This is a genomic window from Arthrobacter sp. GAS37 (assembly GCF_044908325.1).
GTDB classification, from domain to species: domain Bacteria; phylum Actinomycetota; class Actinomycetes; order Actinomycetales; family Micrococcaceae; genus Arthrobacter; species Arthrobacter ramosus.
In genome coordinates, this window is record NZ_JBIYDB010000004.1 from 201,137 (window position 1) to 222,272 (window position 21,136).

Consider the following 21,136-nt stretch of genomic DNA (forward strand, 5'->3'; position numbering starts at 1 on the left):
CTTCCCCGGCCACGCGCCGTCGTCGTAGGTTCAGTCCATGGCACTGAACTTTCAGGTAGTGATCGACTGCAAGAATCCGCACGTCCTCGCCGATTGGTGGGCCGAGACGCTCGAGTGGATCGTGGAGCCCCAGGACGAAGCGTTCATCCGGTCCATGGTCGATCAAGGCTTCGCCACGGAGGCTGAAACGACCACCCACAACGGCAACCTGGTGTGGAAGGACGGCGCGGCCATCGGCCCCGAAGAAGACCAGGACAAGGACACCCGCCGCCGCTTCCTGTTCCAGACCGTTCCGGAGGACAAGACCGTCAAGAACCGGGTTCACTGGGACGTGCGCCTCAACGGACAGGACAAGGACGAAGTCCGCGCCGCATTGGAAGCGCGCGGCGCGAAATACCTCTGGACGGCCAGGCAAGGGCCGCACGAATGGCACACCATGGCGGATCCCGAAGGCAACGAGTTCTGCATCAGCTGAGCGGATTACTAGACTCTGAGGGTGAGCAACGACTTCCCCGCCAAGGTATCCGACGTCTTTGACCCGTCGCGCTGGCGTACCGTGTCCGGTTTCGACGATTTCCAGGACATGACGTACCACCGGCAGGTCGAGCGGGACGCCGACGGAAAATTGACAAGGGACCTTCCGACGGTCCGGATTGCCTTCGACCGCCCGGAGGTCCGCAACGCCTTCCGTCCCGGCACCGTTGACGAGCTCTACCGCGCCATGGACCACGCCCGGATGACTCCGGATGTCGCTACAGTGCTGCTCACCGGAAACGGTCCCTCCCCCAAGGACGGCGGCCATTCCTTCTGTTCCGGCGGGGACCAGCGGATCCGCGGACGAGACGGGTACCGGTACGCCGACGGCGAGACGCAGGAGAGCATCGACCCCGCCCGCGCCGGCCGCTTGCACATCCTGGAAGTCCAGCGGCTCATGCGGACCATGCCCAAAGTGGTCATCGCCGTCGTCAACGGCTGGGCCGCTGGCGGCGGGCACTCGCTTCACGTTGTCTCTGACCTCACCATCGCCTCCCGAGAGCACGGCAAGTTCAAGCAGACCGACGCCACCGTGGGAAGTTTCGACGCCGGCTACGGCTCGGCGCTGCTCGCCCGCCAGATCGGGCAGAAAGCCGCCCGCGAGATCTTCTTCCTGGCCCGTGAATATTCCGCGGAGGACATGGTGCGCATGGGTGCAGTCAACGAAGCCGTGGACCACGAGCGCCTCGAGGAGGTTGCCTTGGAGTACGCGGCGGACATCGCGCGCCAATCTCCGCAGGCCATCCGTATGCTCAAGTTCGCCTTCAACCTGGCCGACGACGGCCTGGCCGGTCAGCAGGTGTTCGCCGGGGAGGCCACGCGTCTGGCCTACATGACGGACGAAGCCGTCGAGGGCAAGGAAGCCTTCCTCGAGAAGCGCGATCCGGACTGGTCCAACTTCCCTTACTACTTCTAGGACTCGCCCGTGAACATCGATCCCGTTCTCAATGCCCTCGCCGCCGCCCTCCACGACGAGGGCCCCGCCGTCGAAATCTTCGTCCGGGAGGACGGCACCCCGGTGGCGGTCCCCGTTGAGACACCCGGTTTCGATGACGCCGCGGTAGTGGTCCGCACCTCCGGTTCCACCGGTACGCCCAAGGCCACGGTGCTCACGGTCGACGAGCTCGCTGCTTCTTCCATGGCCACGGCCATCGCGCTCCGGGGCGAGGGCCAATGGCTCCTGGCCCTGCCGCTGCAATACGTCGCCGGGGTCCAGGTGCTGGTCCGCTCGCTCTTCGCCGGCACGCGTCCATGGGCCATGGACCTCTCGAACGGCTTCACACCGGAGGCCTTCACCGCCGCCGCCGAAGAGCTGACCGACACGATCCGCTTCACCTCCTTGGTGCCGACGCAGCTGCAGCGGCTCCTGGACTCGCCCTCGCCGCAGACCCTCGCGATGCTTCGCCGCTTCAATGCCATCCTTCTAGGCGGCGCGCCCGCGCCCGCCGCGCTGCTGGACGCCGCCAGGGAGGCCGGGCTGAAGGTCGTGACCACCTATGGCTCGGCTGAGACGTGCGGCGGTTGCGTGTACGACGGAAGGCCGCTTGACGGCGTCAGGGTCATGCTCGACGACGACGGCCAGGTCCTCCTGGGCGGCGACACCGTAGCTTCCGGTTACCTGGACGCGCCCGAGGCGACTGCCGAAGCGTTCTTCGAGGAGGACGGCACCCGCTGGTACCGCACCAACGATCTTGGCGGGCTCGCCGCTGACGGTACGCTCACTGTGCTGGGACGCGCCGACGACGTCATCATCACCGGCGGCGTCAAAGCCTCCGCCGCGTTCATCCAGGCGGAGCTTGAAAAGTTCGACGGCGTCACGGCGGCTTTCGTGGCCGGGGTGCCTTCCCGTGAGTGGGGCCAGGCGGTGGCAGCCTATGTTGCCGTGGAGGACAGCTCCCCGGAAAGCATCGCGGACTACAAGGCCCACTGCCAGGAATCGCTAGGTACCCTCGCTCCGAAAACAGTGCTGACCACGGATGGACTCATCATGCTCCCTAATGGAAAGCCGGACCGGCTGGCGATGATCGAGCTTCTCACCGAGGTGCATCAGGGAGAATAGACACGTTCTCCCCGACCGTCATTTGCCTTCCCCCAACGCGAAACAACACGAGGTACTGAACGTGGCAACAGCTGCACAATGGATTCAAGGCGCCCGCCTGCGCACCCTGCCGGCAGCGATCGCGCCGGTGCTGATCGGCACAGCGGCCGCCTACGAGCTGCAATCTTTCCGGATCTTGAATGCCATCCTCGCCGCCCTCGTGGCGCTGCTGCTGCAGATCGGGGTCAACTACGCCAACGACTACTCGGACGGCATCCGTGGCACCGATGAGGACCGCGTGGGTCCGCTCCGGCTGGTCGGTTCCGGCGCGGCACGCCCCGACCACGTCAAGTGGGCCGCCTTCGGAGCCTTCGGCCTCGCCATGATTTTCGGCCTGGTCCTGGTGATCATCACGCAGAGCTGGTGGCTGATCCTGGTGGGCGTCGGCTGCGTCCTTGCTGCCTGGGGGTACACCGGCGGCAAGAACCCGTACGGCTATATGGGCTTCGGCGACCTGTTCGTGTTTGTCTTCTTCGGCCTGGTGGCAACGCTGGGCACCACCTACACGCAGGCCGGGCAAGTGAGCCTTCCGGCCGTCATCGGCGCCATTGGCACAGGATTGATCGCCTGTGCCCTGCTGATGGCCAACAATGTGCGCGACATCCCCACGGACATGGTGGCGGGCAAGCGGACACTGGCCGTGCGGCTGGGCGACCGCCACGCCCGCGAGAGCTACGTCCTGATGCTGGCAGTCGCGATCCTATTGGTGGTGGTGTTGGCGCCTACCAAGCCCTGGATGCTTATAGTGCTGCTGCTGATCCCCGCCTGCCTCATGCCGGCCTGGCTCATGGTCAACGGCAGGAAGCGCAAGAGCCTCATCCCGGTGCTCAAGCAGACCGGACTGATCAACCTCGGCTACAGCGTGCTGTTCTCGCTGGGCCTCATCCTGAGCCACGGCTTCTAACCCTCGCTCACATATAGCCCGGATTTCCCGAACCCTCGCTCAGTCATGTGAGCGAGCGTTCGTCGAAAGTGGCCTAAAAGTGAGCGAGCGTCCTCCTCCAAACCCTCGCTCACATATAGGCCGGTTTTCCCGAACCCTCGCTCAGCTTTGAGTTTCTAGGATTCCTTGGGGCGTCGGTCGTTCTCGACCGTTACCGCAGGGTTTTCATCGACCAGCCGGTCCTCGATCGAGGCATCTTCAATCTCCAACGCAGAGCGGATGGGCTTGGCCCGCCCGGAGAAACGTTCGCGCATAGCAGCAGTGGCGGCGTCGCGCTGCTTCTGGAAGAACAGGTAGCTGACGGCGAACGCGATGAGGCCCGCGAAAATCGCTGCCAGGAACAAACCCGTCTGAAGGAGGGCGAAGAGGACGAAGAGCGGTACGAAGATCGCCAGGCGGATCAGGGAGTATTTGAGGAAAGCCACGGATCAAGTTTAGCCTCCCAGCCTGATTGCACCCTGATCGCACAGCTATCGTTGGACCCGGCGGCGACTAGACTTGACGGTATGCTCCGCGTTGTTGCAGTTGTCGCCGTCCTGCTCGTGTTCGTCTATGGGCTGGTGGACGTCATCCGCACCGACCGCCGCTCTACCCGGGGAATTTCCAAAACCGCATGGATTGTCGTGATGATCCTGCTGCCGGTTCTCGGCGCGGTCCTCTGGTTCCTTATCGGCCGTCCCTACAACATCCGGCCCACCCCGCAGCCCACGAGCCACCCCACCGCCCCCGACGACGACCCCGACTTTCTCCGCAACCTGGAGGTCCGCCGTCGCAACCAGGCCGAAGCCGAACGGCTGAAGAAGCTCAAGGCCGAACTCGAAGCCAAGGAACGCAAGCTCAAGGGCGAAACCAAGGCTGACGACAGCGGCGACGTCAACAGCTGACTGGGCCATGGCACGAGCGGGCGTCAGGGTCTTGCTAAGGAGCGCATCGCCGACCAGAGCTGAATGAGGCCGCCCGCGGCCGAATGAGGCGTCGGGAGGTGTCTAAGCGACGGCAAGGCGCTGATGCCCGCGGGCACCAGCGCCTTGAACTTACTGCGAGAGCCCCGAGTAAGAGTGCAGGCCGTTGAAGAACACGTTGACCACCGTGAAGTTGAAGATCACGCACAGGTAGCCCGCAATCGACAACCAGGCCGCGCGGGTTCCCGTCCAGCCGCGGGTGGCGCGCGCGTGCAGGTACCCGGCGTAGACCACCCAGATCACGAAGGTCCAGACTTCCTTGGTGTCCCAGCCCCAGAAGCGGCCCCAGGCTTTCTCGGCCCAGATGGCGCCGAACATGAGGGTGAAGGTCCAGCCCACGAATCCCACGGTGTTGATGCGGTAGGACAGGTTTTCCAGGCTCAGCGCGTTGGGTACGAGCCGCATGAAGCCCAATTTGTCGACCCCGCCGGCCGCCAGGGTTTTCTGCCGGTGCGATTGCAGCAACTGCAGGGCTGACATGGCGAACGTCAAGGTGAACAGGGAAGCCGACATCACGGCGATGGAGACGTGGATGACCAGCCAGTAGCTTTGGAGTGCCGGAACCAAGTGACCGACCGGGGTCCAGTAGGTCACGGACGCGGCCACCATCATGATCACGGCGAGGCCCAGCACGAAGGTGCCCAGGAAGCGAAGGTCGCGGCGGATGAGCGAGAGCAGGAAGACTGCAACCACCAGGAAAGCACCGGTGGTCAGGAACTCGTACATGTTGCCCCACGGCACGCGGCCTGCGCCGATCGCACGGGTGATGACCCCGGCACCATGGATTGCCACTCCGATGATCGCGACTGCCACCGCCACACGGGCGGGAATGCGGCGCTCGGCGGCGTACTTCATGTCACCGCCGGCGGTCTGGTTGACGGAGGTGATCGCCGACGTCGGGCGCTCGGTACGGCCGGCAGGTCCCCCGACGTCGTTTCCACCGGCACGGCCGGCGGCGACCGGAACCTTGACCTCGGCCACCACCGAAGAGGCTGCCTTCAGGTCCACTGCCTTCAGCATTTTGCTGCTCTTGGCGAGGTCCCACGCGAAAGCGACGAACGCCACCGTGTAGGTGCCGGCCGCGAGCAGCATGAAAAGCTCGCTGTATTGGCCCATGGTTTCGTTGATGGGGAACATTACTGGTCCTTCGAGGTTGAGGAAGAAACGGTGTCGGTGGACTGCTCTGTGGTGAGCAGCCATTCTCGTTGCAGCAGTTCGCGGATCGCGGCAGCTTCGCCGGCCAGCCTGTGGTCCTCGCCGCGGGCAAGGAGACCATACTCCACCATTGTGCGCCCGTCGTCGTGGGTTCCGGTCCGGACCCAGACTCGGCGTCGGTTCAGGTAGAGGGAGAGAATCAGTCCGGCGACCGCCAACAGGGCGAACACGAGCGCGGTGGCCTGGCCCGGATTGTGGTGGATGTCGACGCCAACGTACTTCTTGACGCCGTCAAAGGTGATGCTGCCCTTGCCGTTCGGAAGCGTGTAGGTGCCTCCGGGGGCGATTGCGATGGCCTTGTCCGCCATGCCGCGGCCATTGAGCGGGGTCAGCTTGGCTACGTCGAGTTCGAAGACGTTCTGCGGGGTGCCCTTGTTCAGGCCGAGGTCGCCATAGTACGAGTTCAGGTTCAACTGGGGGTTGATGAGTGAGGGATCGCCGCTGTAGGAGACACCCTTGTCCGTCACCATGGCGGTGGGAAGGAAAAACCCTGCAAAGCCGAGCTGATCGGGCTTGGCATCGGGAACCTTGATGACCACCGAGGAGTAATAGTTGTCACCTTGCAGCTTGGCCACCACCGGTCCCTGCATCGCGACGTTGCCGGCGCCGTCCCGGACGGTGACGACGGGAGCGTAGCCGTTGCCCGTCAGGTAAATGCTGGTATCGCCAAGTGACACGGGATCGTTGACCTTGAGGACCTGCTTCTTGGCAGGCGCGTCCGGGGTGTCCTTGGTGGTGACGTCGGCCGTGAAGTCGATGGGCTGGCCGAAGTGCGCCGGCGATTCCCGGTCGAACTGGACGTCGAACTTGTTCAGCTGGATGGAGTACGGCTGCAGCCAGCTGCTCTGGAAGTTGGTGCCGGGGCTGAATTGGTCATAGCCCACCAAGGTGTTCACGAAGGTGTCACCTTCCACCAGGATGCGCTGGCCGCTGTAGCCGAACAGCCCGCCGACCGCCACCGAAACCAGCACTCCGATCAGCGAAGCGTGGAACACGAGGTTGCCCACTTCCTTGAGGAAGCCGCGCTCGGCACCCAAGGAAGGCATGGCGGCGTCGACGTCGCGTACCTCCACACGGTAGCCGCGCTTCTTCAGCACCGCGGCGGCGTCCGAGATAGCCTTCGACGCCGGGATCCCGGCGTCGGCGGGCAGCACAAGCGTGCCGTACTCCGGGAGGCGGGACAGGCGCTTCGGGGTCCGCGGCGGCTGGGAGCGCATCGCCTTGTAGTGGGCGATGGCCCGTGGCGTGACACAACCGATCAGGGAGATAAACAGAAGAATGTATATCGCCGAGAACCAGGCAGAGGAGTACACGTCGTAGAGCTGCACGGAGTCCAGGAGCTTGCCGTAGTCCGGGTGGTCGCTGATGTACTGCGTCACGATCGAAGGGTTCGCCGGGCGCTGCGGGAACAGCGATCCGGGAACTGCCGCGACGGCCAGGAGAAGCAGCAGGAACAGCGCTGTGCGCATGCTGGTCAGCTGGGTCCAAGCCCAGCGCAGCATGCCTACGATGCCCAGGACCGGCAGTGCCGCTTCGGCCTTGGCCTTGTCGATCGCCTTGTCATTCGCCTTGTCAGCTGCGTTGTCAGCTTCCGCGGATTCGCTGGCGGACTTGTTTGACTTCTTTTTACCTTGCACGGGCTCGCTCATCAGATCGGCAACTTCACATCGGTTTGGAACCAGTACTGGAGCCCGGTTACCCAGGCGCCCCACACTCCCGTGGCCATCAGGATTCCCAGGAGGATCAGGATGCCCCCGCCCATCCGCTGGATCGCGAGGCGATGCTTGCGGAAGAAGGACATCACACCCATCCCCCGGCGGACTGCCAGGGCTATCAACAGGAAGGGAATGCCAAGGCCAAGACTATAGACAAACGCCAGGAGAGCCCCCTTTGCCGCGGACGATCCCCCGGAAAGGCTCAGCAACTGGACGGCGGAATAGGTGGGACCAATACAGGGCGCCCAGCCGAGTCCGAACGTGATGCCCAGCAACGGCGCACCCCACAGCCCGGCAGGCGGCTTGGCATGGATTTTGGCGTCGCGCTGCAACCACCCGAAGCCACCCAGGAAGACGACGCCCATGATGATCACCAGTACGCCCAGCAATTGCGTGATCCACGCGTTCTGCGGACCGGTGATGAGGGTCCCCAGTTGGCCGAAGGCACCACCGAGCAGGACAAAAATCGCGGAGAATCCGAGGACGAACAGGCCGATTCCCGCGAGCATGCGCCCGCGCCTTTGCTTCTGGAGGTCGACGCCGGTCAGCCCGGTCACGTAGCCAAGGTAGCCAGGTACCAGGGGCAGGACGCAAGGCGACAGGAAGGACACGAGTCCGGCCAGCAAAGCCACGGGGATGGCCAGCAGCAAGGAACCGCTCAGGATGGTCTCGGCGAAAGGGCTGTTCACGCTGTCGAGGCCACCTACTCGGCAACCGCGGTGGTGATGAGCGCCTTGAGCGTGCTCTTATCGATCTCGCCCAGGACGCGGGCGGCAACCTTGCCTTCTTTGTCCAGCACCAGCGTCGTCGGCACCGCACCCGGGGGAACAATGCCGGAGACCGACAGCAGCACGGCGCCGTCTTTGTCGTTGAAGCTGGGGTACGTGAGGTTGAACGTCTTGTCGAACGCGTCCGCCGTCGCCTTCTCGTCCCGGAGGTTCACACCGTAGAACTGGACACCTTTGGGCTTGAACTCCTGGTGCAGTTCCTCAAGAATCGGCGCTTCAACCCGGCACGGCGCACACGCGGCGAACCAGAAGTTGAGGACGGTCACCTTGCCTAGCAGGTCCTGCGGGGTCACGGCAGTTCCGTCGAACAAAGTGCCTTTGATCCCGACGGCGGCCTTGCGGTCCGCTTTGGCGAATTCGGTCACCGAGCCGTCCCCGGCGACGTAGTTCTTGTTGTCGCCGGCTTTGGCCTGCTGGGCCAGGGCGTCTTCCTGGGCACAGGCGGACAGGCCCATGGTCAATGCAGAAAGTGCCACGCCCCCGACGGCGAGGAAACTGCGGCGCGAGGTCAAGGTTGCATTGGCCTTCTGGCCGCTGGTCTTGCGGCTGGTGATATTGCGGTCCATTGTCATGCTCCGGGGGTCCTCGCGGCACCGGGCAGCAGCACGGCGGCGGGTTCGCTGTACTCCACCCGCGCAACCTTGCCGTCGTCGAACACGAGGGAAGTCAGGGACGTCAGAGTGCACTCGCGTTTGCGCGGATCGTGCCACAAGGGGCGGCCCTCCGCGCTGAGGCGCGTGGCGTAGATGGGGAGCTGGTGGCTGACGAGGATGGCTTCGGCGCCATCGCCGCCGAGTTCGGTTGCTTTCAGCCGGGCGTCCTCGACGGCGGCACGCATGCGGGTGACCTGGTCCTGGTAAGACTCGCCCCAGGACGGACGCAGCGGGTTGCGGTACTCGCGCCAGTGCTTGGGCTTGATGAATTCGGAGATGTTGGCCCTGAGCCCTTCGAAGTGGTTCTCCGCCTCGATGATCCGCGGTTCCGTGTGGATCTGGAGGTCCAGCGCCTGCGAAGTGGGAAGGGCGGTTTCCTGCGCGCGGGTCAACGGCGAGGAAACAAGGTAAACGATGTTGGCCCCCTGCGCGACACGGGCAGCGAAGTGGTCCGCGAGCATCTTGGCCATCTCGCGGCCGCGTTCGGAGAGGTGGAATTCAGGCAGCCTGCCGTACAGAATGCCGTCGGGATTGTAGACCTCGCCATGGCGGAGCAGATGGACAGTTGCTTGGGGCATGTTTACCAGTTTCTCAAAGAAGGCGGGCGATCTGAAATCTTCTACGTTTCGTAGAACTGAAAGTTTCTTCAGAATGTTCCCTGAAGGTGGAATAAAAGATGCATTTGCATGTTTATACTTGACACAAGGTTCGGTTGACACTTCAACTAAGTGCGGCCGAACGCCCGATGAAGCTACGATCACACCTTCCCAAGGAGAACCCCATGACTCTTCCCGCAAACGTCACCACCGGCGTCTGGACCCTCGACAACTCCCACAGCGAGATCGGCTTTACGGTCCGCCACGCAGGCATCAGCAAGGTCCGCGGCCAGTTCACCGAGGCCGAGGCCACCCTTGACCTTGGCAGCAGCCTGACCGACTCCAAGGTCGCCGCAACCATCCAGACCGCCAGCTTCGACTCGGGCGACGCCAACCGCGACGGCCACGTCAAGGGCGAGGACTTCTTCGATGTGGAGAAGTTCCCGGAAATCACTTTTGTCTCCCGCCACGTCAAGGCCAACGGCGACAGCTTCGACCTCGTGGGCGAGCTGACGATCAAGGGTGTCTCCCAAGAGGTCACCATCGAGACCGAGTTCAACGGCGTGGCCGTTGACCCGTTCGGCAACACCCGCGCAGGCGTCTCCGGTGAGACCACCATCAGCCGCAAGGACTTCGGCCTGACCTGGAACGCAGTGCTCGAGGCCGGCGGCGTGCTGGTCAGCGACAAGGTTGTCATCAACCTCGAACTGGCTTTCATCGCGCCTGCCGCCTGATCCACCGGTTTCCCGGACTGAATGGCGCCTCCGGGGCTGCACATGATCCCGTGTGCAGCCCCGGAGGCGCCATTTCTTTGCTTGCGGTGTCACCCGCCTATTGTTCGGCGAAAAGCCGATACTTAGCGGCGAATTAGCCAAGAATTTCCTATGAATCCTTAAACCTCAGGTCTAAAGTGATGCCATGAGTAACCCAAACGAAGCTCCTCAGCCTCAACAGCCCGGGGCCCAGCCACCGCAGCCCGGCAACGTCCCTCCTGCGGGTTACCAGCCTCCGCAGGGATACCAAGCACCTCCTTCTTACCAAGCGCCCCCCTCCTACCAGCAGCCCGCCCCTGGAAACCAGCAGCCGGGCCAACCCGCCTATGGCATGCCAGCGGGTCCGAATAGCGCCCCGCCGGCAGGGCTGGGCTACGCGGCGCCGGCGCGGAACACTTTTGGACTCGACTTCAACAACGTCGCCCAGCGCTTTCGGGACACCACGGGAGTGCCGCAGCAGCTGACCATCTCCTACTGGTTGTGGGTCGCGGCTGCCGCCTTGGGTATTGTTGCCAGCTTCCTGAACATCTTCACGATGCGCGGCCTCTTCGGCGAGATGATGGTGGGCCCTGGCATTGTGGGCCTGATTTTCAGCCTGGTGTTCGCAGCCCTCTACATCTTCATTGCCATTCGGCTCAAAGAGGGATCCCGCTGGGCGCGACTTGTCCTGACCATCCTCGGAGCGTTCGCGGTAATTTCCCTTCTAGTCCAGGTGGTTACCCTTAACCTCAACTTCATCGGATCGGCGGTAGCCGTCGCGGCTGCGGTCTTGATGTGGCTTCCGGAGTCCAGGAAGCACTTCGTCTAGCAACAACGCAGCACCCATGGCTGAAGGCCGCGGCAGGTCCCGGGAGGGCCCCGCGGCCTTCCGTTTGTCCTCGCACCATTCAGGGGAGATCCGCCGAAGCTTGTTTAGCGAGAATTCTTCCCGTGAATCATCACCAGCACTGTGCCGCCGGGGTACGGTGGAATTAAGCCGAGCTGGGGGCAGGGCACGTTGCACCCGGCAGCCGTATCTGCAGTCGACACGCAAAGGAATGCCATGAGCACCCCTCCGTACCCGCCGTCCACTCCCGGCGAGAACCCCACCCCTGAGGAGCCGAAATACGGGCAGCAGGCACCCCAGCAGGGTCAGCAGCCGCAATACGGCCAGCAAGCTCCGCAGTACGGCCAGCAGACGCCTCAGTACGGGCAGCAGGCACCGCAGCAGGGTCAGCAGCCCCCTTACGGCCAGCCTTCCGCGCCGCAATACGGACAGCCTTCCGCGCCCCAGTACGGGCAGCAGGCTCCGCAGTACGGCCAGCAGGCACCTCAGCAGCCGCAGTACGGCCAGCCTTCCGTCCCGCAGTACGGCCAGAGCGGACCGGTCATCTGGCCGAGCCAGCAGCCCGCCGCGACGTCGGGAGTCCCACAGCTGGTCACCATCTCCTTCTGGCTCATGCTTGCCGCCGGTTTGCTGACCTTGATCGGCATCCCCATCACCATCGCCGGGCTGAACTCGCCCGCGGGCAAGAGCATGATCGACCAGGCGTTGGCGGGGCAGGGGACCAACGCTTCAGGCCTGGACACAAACAGCGTCATCGGCATTGCTGTCACCTTCGTGGTTGTTTTCTCGGTGATCTTTGCCGGGCTCTACGCACTGGTTGCGTTCAATGTCCGCAAGGGGAAGAACTGGGCCCGAATCCTGGGCACGGTCTTTGCCGGAATTTCCCTGCTGGGCCTGACCCAGGTCGGGATGGGCACCATCACCATCCTCTTGGGCATCGCCGCGATCGTGCTGCTGTACTTGCCGGCCTCGGCGCCGTATTTCCGGAAAGCCCAGCCGTTCGCGAACCCCTACGGCCAGGCGCCTTACGGCCGCTAGGCCAGACGGCGAACGGCCACGGGGCCTATAGCCAAGAACAAAACCAACAACGGGCGCAGACCCGAATTGGCCTAGAGGGCCTGGCGCGGAGTCTGCGCCCGTTGTGCGTGATACGCCAGGATTTGAAGCTCAGTTGCCATGTCCACCTTGCGCAGATTCACGTACGGCGGAACCTGCAACAGCACAGGAGCAAAGCTGAGGATGCTGCGGATGCCCGCGCTGATCACGCGGTCGCAGACGTCCTGTGCCACCGCGGCCGGGAGGGCCAGGACAACCATGTTCGTGCCGGTCCGCTGAAGGACCGTTTCAAGATTGGCGGCGTCGCTGACCCGCAGCCAGCCGACTTCGTTCCCGATGATCATCGGATCGGCGTCGAGGATCGCCACCACGTCGAAACCGCGCGACTCGAATCCGCCGTACCGTGCCAAGGCTTTGCCAAGGTTGCCGGCGCCCACAATGGCCACTTTCCAGTCGTGGGTCAGGCCGAGCGCCGCCGCGATGTGCCGGCTCAAGTACTGGACCTCGTATCCCACGCCACGCGTTCCATAGGAGCCGACGTAGGAGAGGTCCTTGCGCAACGTGGACGAGCTGACTCCCGACGCCTCGGCCAGCGCCTCGGAGGAAACGCGTTCCACGCCTTCGCCCAGCAGGGAGTTCAGAGCGCGCAGATAAAGCGTCATCCGGGCCACAGCCGCGGGTGGTATCTGCTTCGCGGCAGAGTCCTTGTCCCCGGGTACAGCTTCGGCAGACGGTTCCAGCGCAGTCACGTTCTTCTCCATTGCGTCGCTTTGTTTTCCCACTCTATTGCCAACAAAGCTCTGCACGCATGTTCAGGCGGCGATGGCCTTCTTCAGGACCCGCACCAATCGTGCCTCATCGATTTTCCAGAAATCCCGCTGGATTCCGTCCACGAACACCACCGGGATCTCCTCGGCGTAGCGCTCGCGCAGTACCGGGTCAGTGTCGATCGACTGTTCCGTCCACGTGAGGCCAAGGCTTGAGGTCACGCGTTCGACGGCGTCACGCGCCGCGGCGCAAAGGTGGCAGTCAGCTTTGGTGAGGAGTACGACGTCGGGATTTGGCATGGTTCAACGGTATCGCTTCAGCGTCGGCACAACCGTCGCGAACGGCAGGGGGCCGGGCGATTGACTAGACTCAAGGCATGCCCGTCGAGAAGAACGCCGTTGTGGCCACCGCGCCGGCTGCAACGCAGCAACACGGCGAAGCCGCATTCTTCGACGTCGACAACACCCTCATGAAGGGTGCCAGCCTCTTCCACGTCGCCCGGAAGATGTATGAACGCAAGGCCTTCACGCTCTCCCAAGCCGCGGGCTTTGCCTGGAAGCAGTTCAAGTTCGTCCTGCGGGGCGAAAAAATGGAGGACGTCCATTCCGTCCGGGATTCCGCGCTGATCCTCGCGGCCGGTATCAAGGTGTCAGATATCAAGGAGCTGGGCGAAGAGGTCTACGACGAGATGATCGAGTCGCGGATCTGGCCTGGTACGAAGGCCCTGGCAGAACAGCATCTGCGTGTTGGCCGGAAGGTCTGGCTCGTGACCGCCACGCCCATCGAAGTTGCCACCGTCATTTCCACGCGCCTCGGCCTGACCGGCGCCCTGGGTACCGTGGGCGAAGTTGAAGATGGCGCCTACACGGGCCGGCTGGTGGGCGAGATCCTCCACGGGCCGGCCAAGGCCGTGGCGGTGCAGCGCGTGGCGGACGAAGAAGGCCTGGACCTGAAACGCTGCTGGGCGTACAGCGATTCACATAACGACATCCCGCTGCTCACTTTGGTGGGCCACCCGGTGTGCATCAATCCCGATGCCGGGCTGCGCCGCCATGCGCGGGAGAACAACTGGCCTGTTTACGACTTCCGTTCCGGCCGCCGGGCAGCCACGCTCGGCCTCAAAGCCGCGACCGTCGGTGGCGCCGTCTACGGTCTGTGGCGGGGTTTCTCCAAGTTCCGCAGCCCGAGGGCCTAACCCGCGTTCTTCCTGCTACGCGCAAAGAGCTGCGCGACACAGAAAATCCCTGGCGACACCTGTATTCGGGTGTCGACAGGGATTTTGCGCGTCGCCAGCCAATTTGGGCGTCGCGCGACGTCGCCACCCCACCCCCGGACGCAAGAATGCCCGCCGCCTCGGGAGGCAACGGGCATTCACGCTGTAGGAAGTATCTCTACTTCTTATTGCGACGCTGGTGGCGGGTCTTACGAAGCAGTTTGCGGTGCTTCTTCTTGGCCATACGCTTGCGGCGCTTCTTAATAACTGAACCCACGTAAGTTCCTTACCAAACTAGATTGAGATTCTGTCTGCTGGGTGAGGTCCTTGAACTGAGCAACAGACTTTACAACTGACAGATTCTTACAATGACGTAAAACGTTCCTTAACAGGGTACCGCTTATCGGGGGCACCCAATGACCGCCGGCCCCTTCGGGAACCAGGCATGGCTCAAGCCGTCTCCGAGTGTCCGTCGACGACCGCGCCCTTGAGGTACTGGCTCACGGCTTCTTCGGGGACCCGGAATGATCGTCCAAATCGGACGGCCGGCAATTCTCCCGAGTGGACCAGACGGTACACGGTCATTTTGGAAACCCGGAGGACTTCGGCAACTTCAGCCACTGTCATGAAACGCGCGTTCGAGAAGTTAGTCTCTGCGGACATTTCTCCATATTCCTTTGCTCTCAGCGGTTAGCGGCGAACCCCAGCATTCATTACCTGGTGTGCCGATGCTGAGCCATCAAACAACCATGTGCTAGATACTCTAGAGGCTGCTGGTACCAAAGTGAAAGTCTTTCGGCCAACTGGAGACTAGGTTTCACTTAGTTGGAAGCAGCCATCCGACGCTTGCGGGCCGAGGCCGCCAACTGGTCCAGGACGGACACCGTGACGTCCCATTCCATGCAGGCGTCCGTAACGCTCTGGCCGTACACCAGCTCTTGTTCGCCAGCAGACTGCCGCTCCACATCCAGGTTCTGCGCCCCACCGACAAGGAAGCTCTCCAGCATGACGCCGGCGATCGGCGAAGCCACGTCATCTTCCAACTGCGCACCGATCTCCAAGGCGACTTCGGCCTGGCGATGGTGGCTCTTGCCACTGTTGGCGTGGCTCGCGTCAACGATCAGGCGCGGATTCAGCCCCTTCGCCGAGAGTTTCTCCGACGCAACCGCGACTTGCTCGGCGGCGTAGTTCGGACCCTTGCGGCCACCGCGCAGGATCACATGCGTGTCCGGGTTGCCCGCAGTCGCCACCAGGGCGGCGCGGCCATCACCGTCGATCCCCAGGAACGCCTGGGGAGCGGCAGAAGCGCCGCAGGCATCGATCGCTACCTGGAGGTCGCCGTCGGTCCCGTTCTTGAAGCCGATCGGCATGGACAGTCCCGAGGCGAGCTGACGGTGGATCTGGCTCTCGGTGGTCCGCGCACCGATGGCGCCCCACGCCACGAGGTCGGCCATGTATTGCGGGCTGATGGGTTCCAGGAACTCTGTGGCGGTCGGCAAGCCCAGGGCCGTGACCTGCTGAAGAAATCCGCGCGCCGCACGGAGTCCGGCCGCAATGTCGTGGCTGCCGTCCAGGTGGGGATCGTTGATGAGGCCCTTCCAGCCAACCGTGGTCCGCGGCTTCTCGAAGTACGCCCGCATGACGATCAAAAGGTCTTCCTTATGCTTCTCCGCCTGGCTGACCAGCCTGCGTGCGTATTCCAGGCCGGCCTTCGGATCGTGGATGGAGCAAGGGCCCACTATCACCAGGAGGCGATCGTCCACGCCGTCCATGATCGCGCGGACTCCATCGCGTCCGCGCTCGACGACGGCGGAAGACCTCGCGTCAAGCGGCAGTTCCGCGCTGATTTCCTGCGGCGTGGGGAGCGGCTCGAAGCGGCTGACGCGCAGGTTCGACGTCGACTGGGCGCGGGAATTCCCGACGTCGACGTTATGTGTGGTGGGCTCTGCGGCGATGCTGGTCATGAAAGGGGTCCTGTTCCGAAAGAGGTGCGGACCCTACTCAGAGCCCGCCTGGAAATGGCGAAGGGCAGAGAATGATCTCTGCCCTGTTGGCTCTGAAGGAAAGTTGGATGCGTGTCAGTTAGACGCGGGCCCCTCCAGAGCCAACGAAAAATACGCATACCAACGCTTAGTCATAGCCAAACCATAGCGTCAGGCTCCGGATGCCCGCAAATCGAAATGCAACGACATCAAGGGAAACCGTTTCCCCACGCACTATAAACTTCACCTCAGAACACATGTCGCCGCCGCGTTGGAACAGGGCGGCCCCGGCTCCAGGAAGGAAACCATGCCAGGCAGAAGGAACACCCGGCGAGTGGGCATCGCAGATGTGGCATCCATGGCCGGTGTTTCGCATGCCACGGTTTCCCGCGTCATGAACGGAAACACCACCGTGGACGCGGACATTGCCGCTCGCGTGCGCGCGGCCGCCTTGGAGCTGAAGTACAAGCCAAACCCGGTAGGTCGGAGCCTGGCCTTGGGAAAGACGGACACCATCGGAATCGTGGTGCCGGACCTTTCCAACCCCACGTTCCAGGCCATTCTCCGCGGGCTGAGTATTGCCGCCGCCCGCGACGGCTACCGCGTGTTGATTGCCGACTCGTCCGAAGTCTCCAGCGAAGAAGCGATCCTCGCCGGGGAGGCGCGTAGGCGATGCGACGGCGTCGTTCTTTGTGCCCCCCGCATGAGCGACGCCGACCTGGAAGAACTCGCCCCCTCGCTCTATCCGCTCGTCCTCATCAACCGGACCACCGAGTCGGTGCCGACTCCCAGCCTCGTGGTGGACTACGGCCAAGGCATCCAGGAACTTGCCGCCCATCTGGTGGAGCTGGGTCATCGCAAACTGGCCTACCTGACGGGACCGGACCGCAGCGCGTCCAACGTGCAGCGCCTCCGCGGGCTCGAGAAGTTCACCGCCGAATTCCCGGACGTCGAATTGCAGCTCCTTCCCGGAGGCAACACGTTCGACGCCGGATTCGAGTCAAGCGATGCGGTCGCCTCATGCGGTGCCACCGGCATCCTCGTCTTCAACGACGTCGCGGCGATGGGCCTCTTGAGCGGACTAAGCCAGCGCGGGATCCGCGTACCGGAAGACTTGTCGCTCACTGGTTTCGACGACATGCCCTTCGCCCGGTACACCATGCCTCCGCTGACCACCGCCGCCGTGCCGATCACCGACCTCGGGGACCTTGCGTGGCGCCGCATGCGGGAGCAGATCCAGACCAACGACGCCGCCTCCCCCACGAACTACTTCCCGCCGCGGATTGAGCTCAGGGGCAGCACCGGACCCGTCAAGGCCTAGGTTCCGCAGGAGCCTGCCCCAGCCCGGCTTCCCGGTAGTACCCCTCGATGTGTGCGGCAACGAGGGTCGCTGCCCGGCCGCCGTCGCCGTCGTTCACGGCCTCCAAGATGGCGCGGTGCTCCGACCTCAGGCGCTGGGCGGTGCTATCCCAATCCGGCAGGTTCGCAGTGAGCGCCGCGGCGTAACCCTCAATCGCTTCACGCAGCGATCCCATGATGGTGCTCACCACGGCATTTCCGGCGGCTTCCGCCAGCGCGAGGTGGAAGGCGACGTCGAGCGCGAGGAAGTCGTCGACGGCGGCACTCACGTCCATTTCGTCCAGCAGCCTCGCTGCCTCCTTGAGTTCGGGGGCATCGGCCTTGGCGCGGGATACCGCCCATGATTCGAGCAGGACCCGTGTTTCCACGATGTCAGCGACGGGCAAATGCTGCGTGGCCACGTGGAGGCGGAGCGCGGAGCCGAGTGCCGTGGCCGGTTCCGCGATGACCACGGTCCCGGCGTCCTTGCCGGAGCCGACACCGGCCCGCACCACACCCATGGCTTCCAGGATCCTGATGGCTTCGCGGACCGAGGTCCTTGAGACTTCCAGCTGTTCTGCCAGCGCCCGCTCGGCAGGAAGCCGCCCACCAAGCACCAAGTGCCCGTCGGACAATTGCTTTTCGATCCAACTCAGGACGAGCTCGTGCGTTCGCATGGATAAATAGTAGTTGATGTGGTTGGACCACATGGCATAGAGTGTGGTCTAACCACACAAGCACACTGGAGACAGCACCATGACGCAGACCGTCCAGCCGAGCAACGCCCCTTCCCTTGAGGTGCCAGCGAACGTCCCCACCGCCGTCGGGCGCCCCGCAGCACTCAAGCGCCGGGTTCCCAAATACTCGGACCTCGCTCCTCTCATGAAGTTCAAGAAGCCCGAGTTCAGCAACGCGGCGAAGCTGCGCCGCGCATCCACCATTTGGGAACTGCGGGACATGGCCAAGCGACGCACTCCCCAGGCGCCGTTCGACTACACGGACGGTGCAGCGGAGGCGGAGATCACACTCCGCCGGGCCCGCCAGGCGTTCCAGGACATCGAGTTCCGGCCGGGAATCCTGCGCGACGTCTCCAGTATCGACCTCAGGACCGGGATCCTGGGCAAGGAATCACGGCTTCCGTTCGGCATCGCGCCTACGGGATTCACGCGCATGATGCAGTCGGAGGGTGAGTACGCGGGTTCGCAGGCGGCCGAAGCGGCCGGTATTCCGTACACTCTCTCCACGATGGGCACGGCTTCCATCGAGGACGTGGCCGCGGCGGCTCCGAACGGCCGCAACTGGTTCCAGCTTTACCTCTGGACGGACCGGGACCGTTCCCTGGAGCTGATCGAGCGCGCCGCCAAGGCCGGAAACGACACCCTCATGGTCACGGTGGACACCGCCGTCGCGGGCGCCCGGCTGCGGGACGTCCGCAACGGCATGACCATTCCGCCGGCGCTCACGGTGAAGACCGTCCTGGATGCCTCGTACCGGCCTGCATGGTGGTTCAACTTCCTCACGCACGAGCCGTTGACTTTCGCTTCGCTCTCCCGCTACACGGGAACCGTGGCCGACCTCATCAATTCAATGTTCGATCCGACCCTGACCTTCGACGACCTCGACTGGCTGCGCGAAACTTGGAAGGGCAAGCTGGTAGTCAAGGGCATCCAGACGGTGGAAGACGCCCGCAAGGTGGTGGACCACGGCGCGGACGGCGTCGTGATCTCCAACCACGGCGGGCGCCAACTGGACCGGGCACCGATTCCGCTGCACCTCGTTCCGGAGGTCGCCGCCGCACTGAAGGCGGACAACAGCGATGCGGCCATCATCCTGGACACCGGCATCATGAGCGGCGCCGATATCGTCGCAGCCCTGGCCCTCGGCGCCGACTTCACGCTGATCGGCCGCGCCTACCTCTACGGGCTCATGGCCGGCGGGAGGGCCGGCGTGGACCGCACCATACAGATCCTGGAGAAGGATATGGCCCGCACCATGGCCCTGCTCGGAGTCACGAAGATTTCGGAACTGAACCCGGACCACGTGCGCCTGCTGCAGCACTAGGTCCGGCTGCCCAACTAGCTCGCAGTAGGTGTCGTTTTGAGCCTTCAAAACGACAACAAATGCGAGTCAGTTGGGGTGGGGTGGGCAGGATGGCGCGGGTGCGCGCGTGTGTGCATTGGGCCTAAATGAGGCCCTGCGCCAACATGGCGTCGGCGACCTTCACGAAGCCGCCGATGTTGGCACCCAGGACATAGTTGCCGGGCGCGCCATATTCCTCGGCGGTTTCGGCACAACGATCGTGGATGCCCACCATGATTTCTGTAAGGCGTGCTTCGGTGTATTCGAAGGACCAGGAATCGCGGCTGGCGTTCTGCTGCATCTCCAACGCAGACGTCGCCACACCACCGGCGTTGGCTGCCTTGCCCGGGGCAAACAGGATGCCCGCGTCCTGGAAAACCGCAACGGCATCACGGGTGGAGGGCATGTTGGCGCCTTCGGCGACTGCCAGCAGACCGTTGCTGACGAGCTTGGCCGCGGCGTCGCCGTCGAGCTCGTTCTGCGTCGCACACGGCAGCGCAACCGTGCCGTTGACGTCCCAGACCGAGCCGCCGGCCACATAATTGACTCCCCGGCGGCGCTCCGCGTATTCAGTGAGGCGGCCCCGTTCGACTTCCTTGATCCGGCGGAGCAGCGCGACATCGATGCCGGCCTCGTCCACGACGTACCCGCCGGAATCGGAGCAGGCCACCACGGTGGCGCCGAGGGCCTGGGCTTTGGCGATGGCGTAGATGGCCACATTGCCCGAACCGGAGGCCACCACACGTTGGCCATCGAAGGACCGGCCCCGGGTCTTGAGCATCTCCTGGGCAAAGATGACCGTGCCGAAACCAGTGGCTTCCGGACGGACGAGGGAGCCGCCCCACGACATTCCCTTACCCGTCAGCACGCCCGACTCGTAGCGGTTAGTGATGCGCTTGTATTGGCCGAACAGGTAGCCGATCTCGCGGCCTCCCACGCCGATGTCGCCGGCAGGAACGTCCGTGTATTCGCCGATGTGGCGGTACAGCTCAGTCATGAAGGACTGGCAAAAGCGCATGATTTCGGCGTCGGAGCGGCCGCGGGGATCGAAGTCCGAGCCACCCTTGCCGCCACCGATCGGCATGCCTGTCAGGGCATTCTTGAAGATCTGCTCGAAGCCGAGGAACTTGACGATGCCCAGGTAGACCGAGAGGTGGAAGCGCAGTCCACCCTTGTAGGGGCCCAAGGCTGAATTGAACTCGACGCGGAAACCGCGGTTGACGTGAACCCGCCCGGCGTCGTCGGTCCACGGCACGCGGAAGATGATTTGGCGCTCCGGTTCGCACAGGCGCTCAAGGACCGCGCCCTCCAGGAATTCCGGGTGCCTGTCGTGTACCGGGCCGAGGCTTTCAAAGACCTCGGTGACGGCTTGGTGAAATTCCAGCTCGCCCGGGTTCCGCGCCAAGACGGTGTCCCGGACTGCTTCCAGCCTCGAATCCATGTGACTCCCTACAACTTCTGCGCCTAAAGGCGGGTCTGCGTACAATCCCGCCATGCTCGCATCAGAGGCGCGGCAGTCTCCATCCGAACCGATTACGACCGAGCAGCTCGCGAGGCAGCGGCAGTCGAAAAGCGAAGGGTTTCTCTTCAGGAACGC

The 21,136-nt window shown here is 63.8% G+C and carries 24 protein-coding genes; 11 read left to right on the forward strand and 13 right to left on the reverse strand.

What is annotated here, in order from left to right; all coding sequences use genetic code 11:
- The first annotated feature begins 37 nt into the window (after window positions 1-37).
- The 4 genes from ABH924_RS05970 to ABH924_RS05985 all read left to right on the forward strand — a co-directional run bounded on the left by ABH924_RS05970 (window position 38) and on the right by ABH924_RS05985 (window position 3,536).
- Complete coding sequence (locus ABH924_RS05970; protein ID WP_404497648.1) at window positions 38-475, forward strand: VOC family protein; 438 nt, start codon at window positions 38-40, stop codon at window positions 473-475.
- A gap of 21 nt (window positions 476-496) precedes the next feature.
- Entirely contained in the window at window positions 497-1,450 is a 954-nt protein-coding gene (locus tag ABH924_RS05975; protein WP_404497649.1) for a 1,4-dihydroxy-2-naphthoyl-CoA synthase, read from the forward strand.
- Between the two features lie 9 nt (window positions 1,451-1,459).
- A complete protein-coding gene (locus ABH924_RS05980; protein WP_404497650.1) occupies window positions 1,460-2,593 on the forward strand; it encodes an AMP-binding protein in 1,134 nt (377 codons plus the stop codon).
- 61 nt (window positions 2,594-2,654) lie between these two features.
- Window positions 2,655-3,536, forward strand: coding sequence for a 1,4-dihydroxy-2-naphthoate polyprenyltransferase (locus tag ABH924_RS05985; RefSeq protein ID WP_404497651.1), 882 nt, complete (start codon window positions 2,655-2,657; stop codon window positions 3,534-3,536).
- Window positions 3,537-3,691: 155 nt separating this feature from the next.
- On the opposite strand, the gene ABH924_RS05990 is transcribed toward ABH924_RS05985, so the two are convergent.
- Window positions 3,692-4,000, reverse strand: a complete 309-nt coding sequence (locus ABH924_RS05990; RefSeq protein ID WP_234748782.1) for a DUF4229 domain-containing protein — start codon at window positions 3,998-4,000, stop codon at window positions 3,692-3,694.
- Window positions 4,001-4,081: 81 nt separating this feature from the next.
- On the opposite strand from ABH924_RS05990, the gene ABH924_RS05995 reads away from it, so the two are divergent.
- On the forward strand, window positions 4,082-4,459 hold the full coding sequence (locus ABH924_RS05995; RefSeq protein ID WP_234748781.1) for a PLD nuclease N-terminal domain-containing protein: 378 nt from the start codon (window positions 4,082-4,084) through the stop codon (window positions 4,457-4,459).
- 150 nt (window positions 4,460-4,609) lie between these two features.
- Here the strand turns inward: ABH924_RS05995 and ccsB are convergent, their stop codons facing one another.
- The 5 genes from ccsB to ABH924_RS06020 all read right to left on the reverse strand — a co-directional run bounded on the left by ccsB (window position 4,610) and on the right by ABH924_RS06020 (window position 9,486).
- A complete protein-coding gene (gene ccsB / locus ABH924_RS06000) occupies window positions 4,610-5,674 on the reverse strand; it encodes a c-type cytochrome biogenesis protein CcsB (RefSeq protein WP_404497652.1) in 1,065 nt (354 codons plus the stop codon).
- Complete coding sequence (locus tag ABH924_RS06005) at window positions 5,674-7,254, reverse strand: cytochrome c biogenesis protein ResB (RefSeq protein ID WP_404497677.1); 1,581 nt, start codon at window positions 7,252-7,254, stop codon at window positions 5,674-5,676. The genes ccsB and ABH924_RS06005 overlap by 1 nt, the downstream gene beginning before the upstream one ends.
- 146 nt (window positions 7,255-7,400) lie before the next feature.
- Window positions 7,401-8,156: a cytochrome c biogenesis CcdA family protein gene (locus ABH924_RS06010; RefSeq protein ID WP_404497653.1), complete on the reverse strand. Its 756-nt coding sequence runs from the start codon at window positions 8,154-8,156 to the stop codon at window positions 7,401-7,403.
- Window positions 8,157-8,170: 14 nt separating this feature from the next.
- Window positions 8,171-8,821 carry a TlpA family protein disulfide reductase gene (locus tag ABH924_RS06015; protein ID WP_372460883.1) on the reverse strand — a complete coding sequence of 217 codons (651 nt, stop codon included), beginning with the start codon at window positions 8,819-8,821 and terminating at the stop codon, window positions 8,171-8,173.
- Window positions 8,822-8,823: 2 nt separating this feature from the next.
- Window positions 8,824-9,486, reverse strand: a complete 663-nt coding sequence (locus ABH924_RS06020) for a histidine phosphatase family protein (protein ID WP_404497654.1) — start codon at window positions 9,484-9,486, stop codon at window positions 8,824-8,826.
- A 203-nt stretch (window positions 9,487-9,689) separates the two neighbouring features.
- Between ABH924_RS06020 and ABH924_RS06025 the strand changes: the two genes are divergently transcribed.
- From ABH924_RS06025 to ABH924_RS06035, 3 genes are all read left to right on the forward strand, one after another.
- On the forward strand, window positions 9,690-10,238 hold the full coding sequence (locus ABH924_RS06025) for a YceI family protein (RefSeq protein ID WP_234748776.1): 549 nt from the start codon (window positions 9,690-9,692) through the stop codon (window positions 10,236-10,238).
- Window positions 10,239-10,422: 184 nt separating this feature from the next.
- A complete protein-coding gene (locus ABH924_RS06030) occupies window positions 10,423-11,085 on the forward strand; it encodes a hypothetical protein (RefSeq protein WP_404497655.1) in 663 nt (220 codons plus the stop codon).
- Window positions 11,086-11,319: 234 nt separating this feature from the next.
- Entirely contained in the window at window positions 11,320-12,141 is an 822-nt protein-coding gene (locus ABH924_RS06035; RefSeq protein WP_404497656.1) for a hypothetical protein, read from the forward strand.
- Window positions 12,142-12,212: 71 nt separating this feature from the next.
- Here the strand turns inward: ABH924_RS06035 and ABH924_RS06040 are convergent, their stop codons facing one another.
- Together ABH924_RS06040 and ABH924_RS06045 are read right to left on the reverse strand one after the other, a co-directional pair.
- A complete protein-coding gene (locus ABH924_RS06040) occupies window positions 12,213-12,920 on the reverse strand; it encodes a redox-sensing transcriptional repressor Rex (protein ID WP_268818795.1) in 708 nt (235 codons plus the stop codon).
- A 51-nt stretch (window positions 12,921-12,971) separates the two neighbouring features.
- A complete protein-coding gene (locus ABH924_RS06045) occupies window positions 12,972-13,226 on the reverse strand; it encodes a glutaredoxin family protein (protein ID WP_234748772.1) in 255 nt (84 codons plus the stop codon).
- Window positions 13,227-13,303: 77 nt separating this feature from the next.
- On the opposite strand from ABH924_RS06045, the gene ABH924_RS06050 reads away from it, so the two are divergent.
- Window positions 13,304-14,122, forward strand: a complete 819-nt coding sequence (locus tag ABH924_RS06050) for an HAD family phosphatase (protein WP_234748771.1) — start codon at window positions 13,304-13,306, stop codon at window positions 14,120-14,122.
- Between the two features lie 196 nt (window positions 14,123-14,318).
- Here ABH924_RS06050 and ABH924_RS06055 read toward each other — a convergent pair whose 3' ends face one another.
- The 3 genes from ABH924_RS06055 to ABH924_RS06065 all read right to left on the reverse strand — a co-directional run bounded on the left by ABH924_RS06055 (window position 14,319) and on the right by ABH924_RS06065 (window position 16,104).
- Entirely contained in the window at window positions 14,319-14,417 is a 99-nt protein-coding gene (locus ABH924_RS06055) for a 30S ribosomal protein bS22 (RefSeq protein ID WP_003792170.1), read from the reverse strand.
- A 173-nt stretch (window positions 14,418-14,590) separates the two neighbouring features.
- The gene (locus ABH924_RS06060) at window positions 14,591-14,803 is read right to left on the reverse strand and encodes a helix-turn-helix domain-containing protein (protein ID WP_078107672.1); all 213 of its coding nucleotides are present in this window, start codon (window positions 14,801-14,803) and stop codon (window positions 14,591-14,593) included.
- 158 nt (window positions 14,804-14,961) lie between these two features.
- Window positions 14,962-16,104, reverse strand: coding sequence for a 3-deoxy-7-phosphoheptulonate synthase (locus ABH924_RS06065; protein ID WP_404497657.1), 1,143 nt, complete (start codon window positions 16,102-16,104; stop codon window positions 14,962-14,964).
- Window positions 16,105-16,429: 325 nt separating this feature from the next.
- Between ABH924_RS06065 and ABH924_RS06070 the strand changes: the two genes are divergently transcribed.
- On the forward strand, window positions 16,430-17,443 hold the full coding sequence (locus tag ABH924_RS06070) for a LacI family DNA-binding transcriptional regulator (protein WP_404497658.1): 1,014 nt from the start codon (window positions 16,430-16,432) through the stop codon (window positions 17,441-17,443).
- Here ABH924_RS06070 and ABH924_RS06075 read toward each other — a convergent pair.
- Complete coding sequence (locus ABH924_RS06075; protein ID WP_404497659.1) at window positions 17,433-18,137, reverse strand: FadR/GntR family transcriptional regulator; 705 nt, start codon at window positions 18,135-18,137, stop codon at window positions 17,433-17,435. The genes ABH924_RS06070 and ABH924_RS06075 overlap by 11 nt on opposite strands.
- A gap of 79 nt (window positions 18,138-18,216) precedes the next feature.
- Here ABH924_RS06075 and ABH924_RS06080 point away from each other — a divergent pair, with 79 nt between their 5' ends.
- Window positions 18,217-19,521, forward strand: coding sequence for an alpha-hydroxy-acid oxidizing protein (locus tag ABH924_RS06080; protein ID WP_404497660.1), 1,305 nt, complete (start codon window positions 18,217-18,219; stop codon window positions 19,519-19,521).
- Window positions 19,522-19,642: 121 nt separating this feature from the next.
- Here the strand turns inward: ABH924_RS06080 and gdhA are convergent, their stop codons facing one another.
- A complete protein-coding gene (gene gdhA, locus ABH924_RS06085; protein ID WP_404497661.1) occupies window positions 19,643-20,980 on the reverse strand; it encodes an NADP-specific glutamate dehydrogenase in 1,338 nt (445 codons plus the stop codon).
- Between the last annotated feature and the right edge of the window lie 156 nt (window positions 20,981-21,136).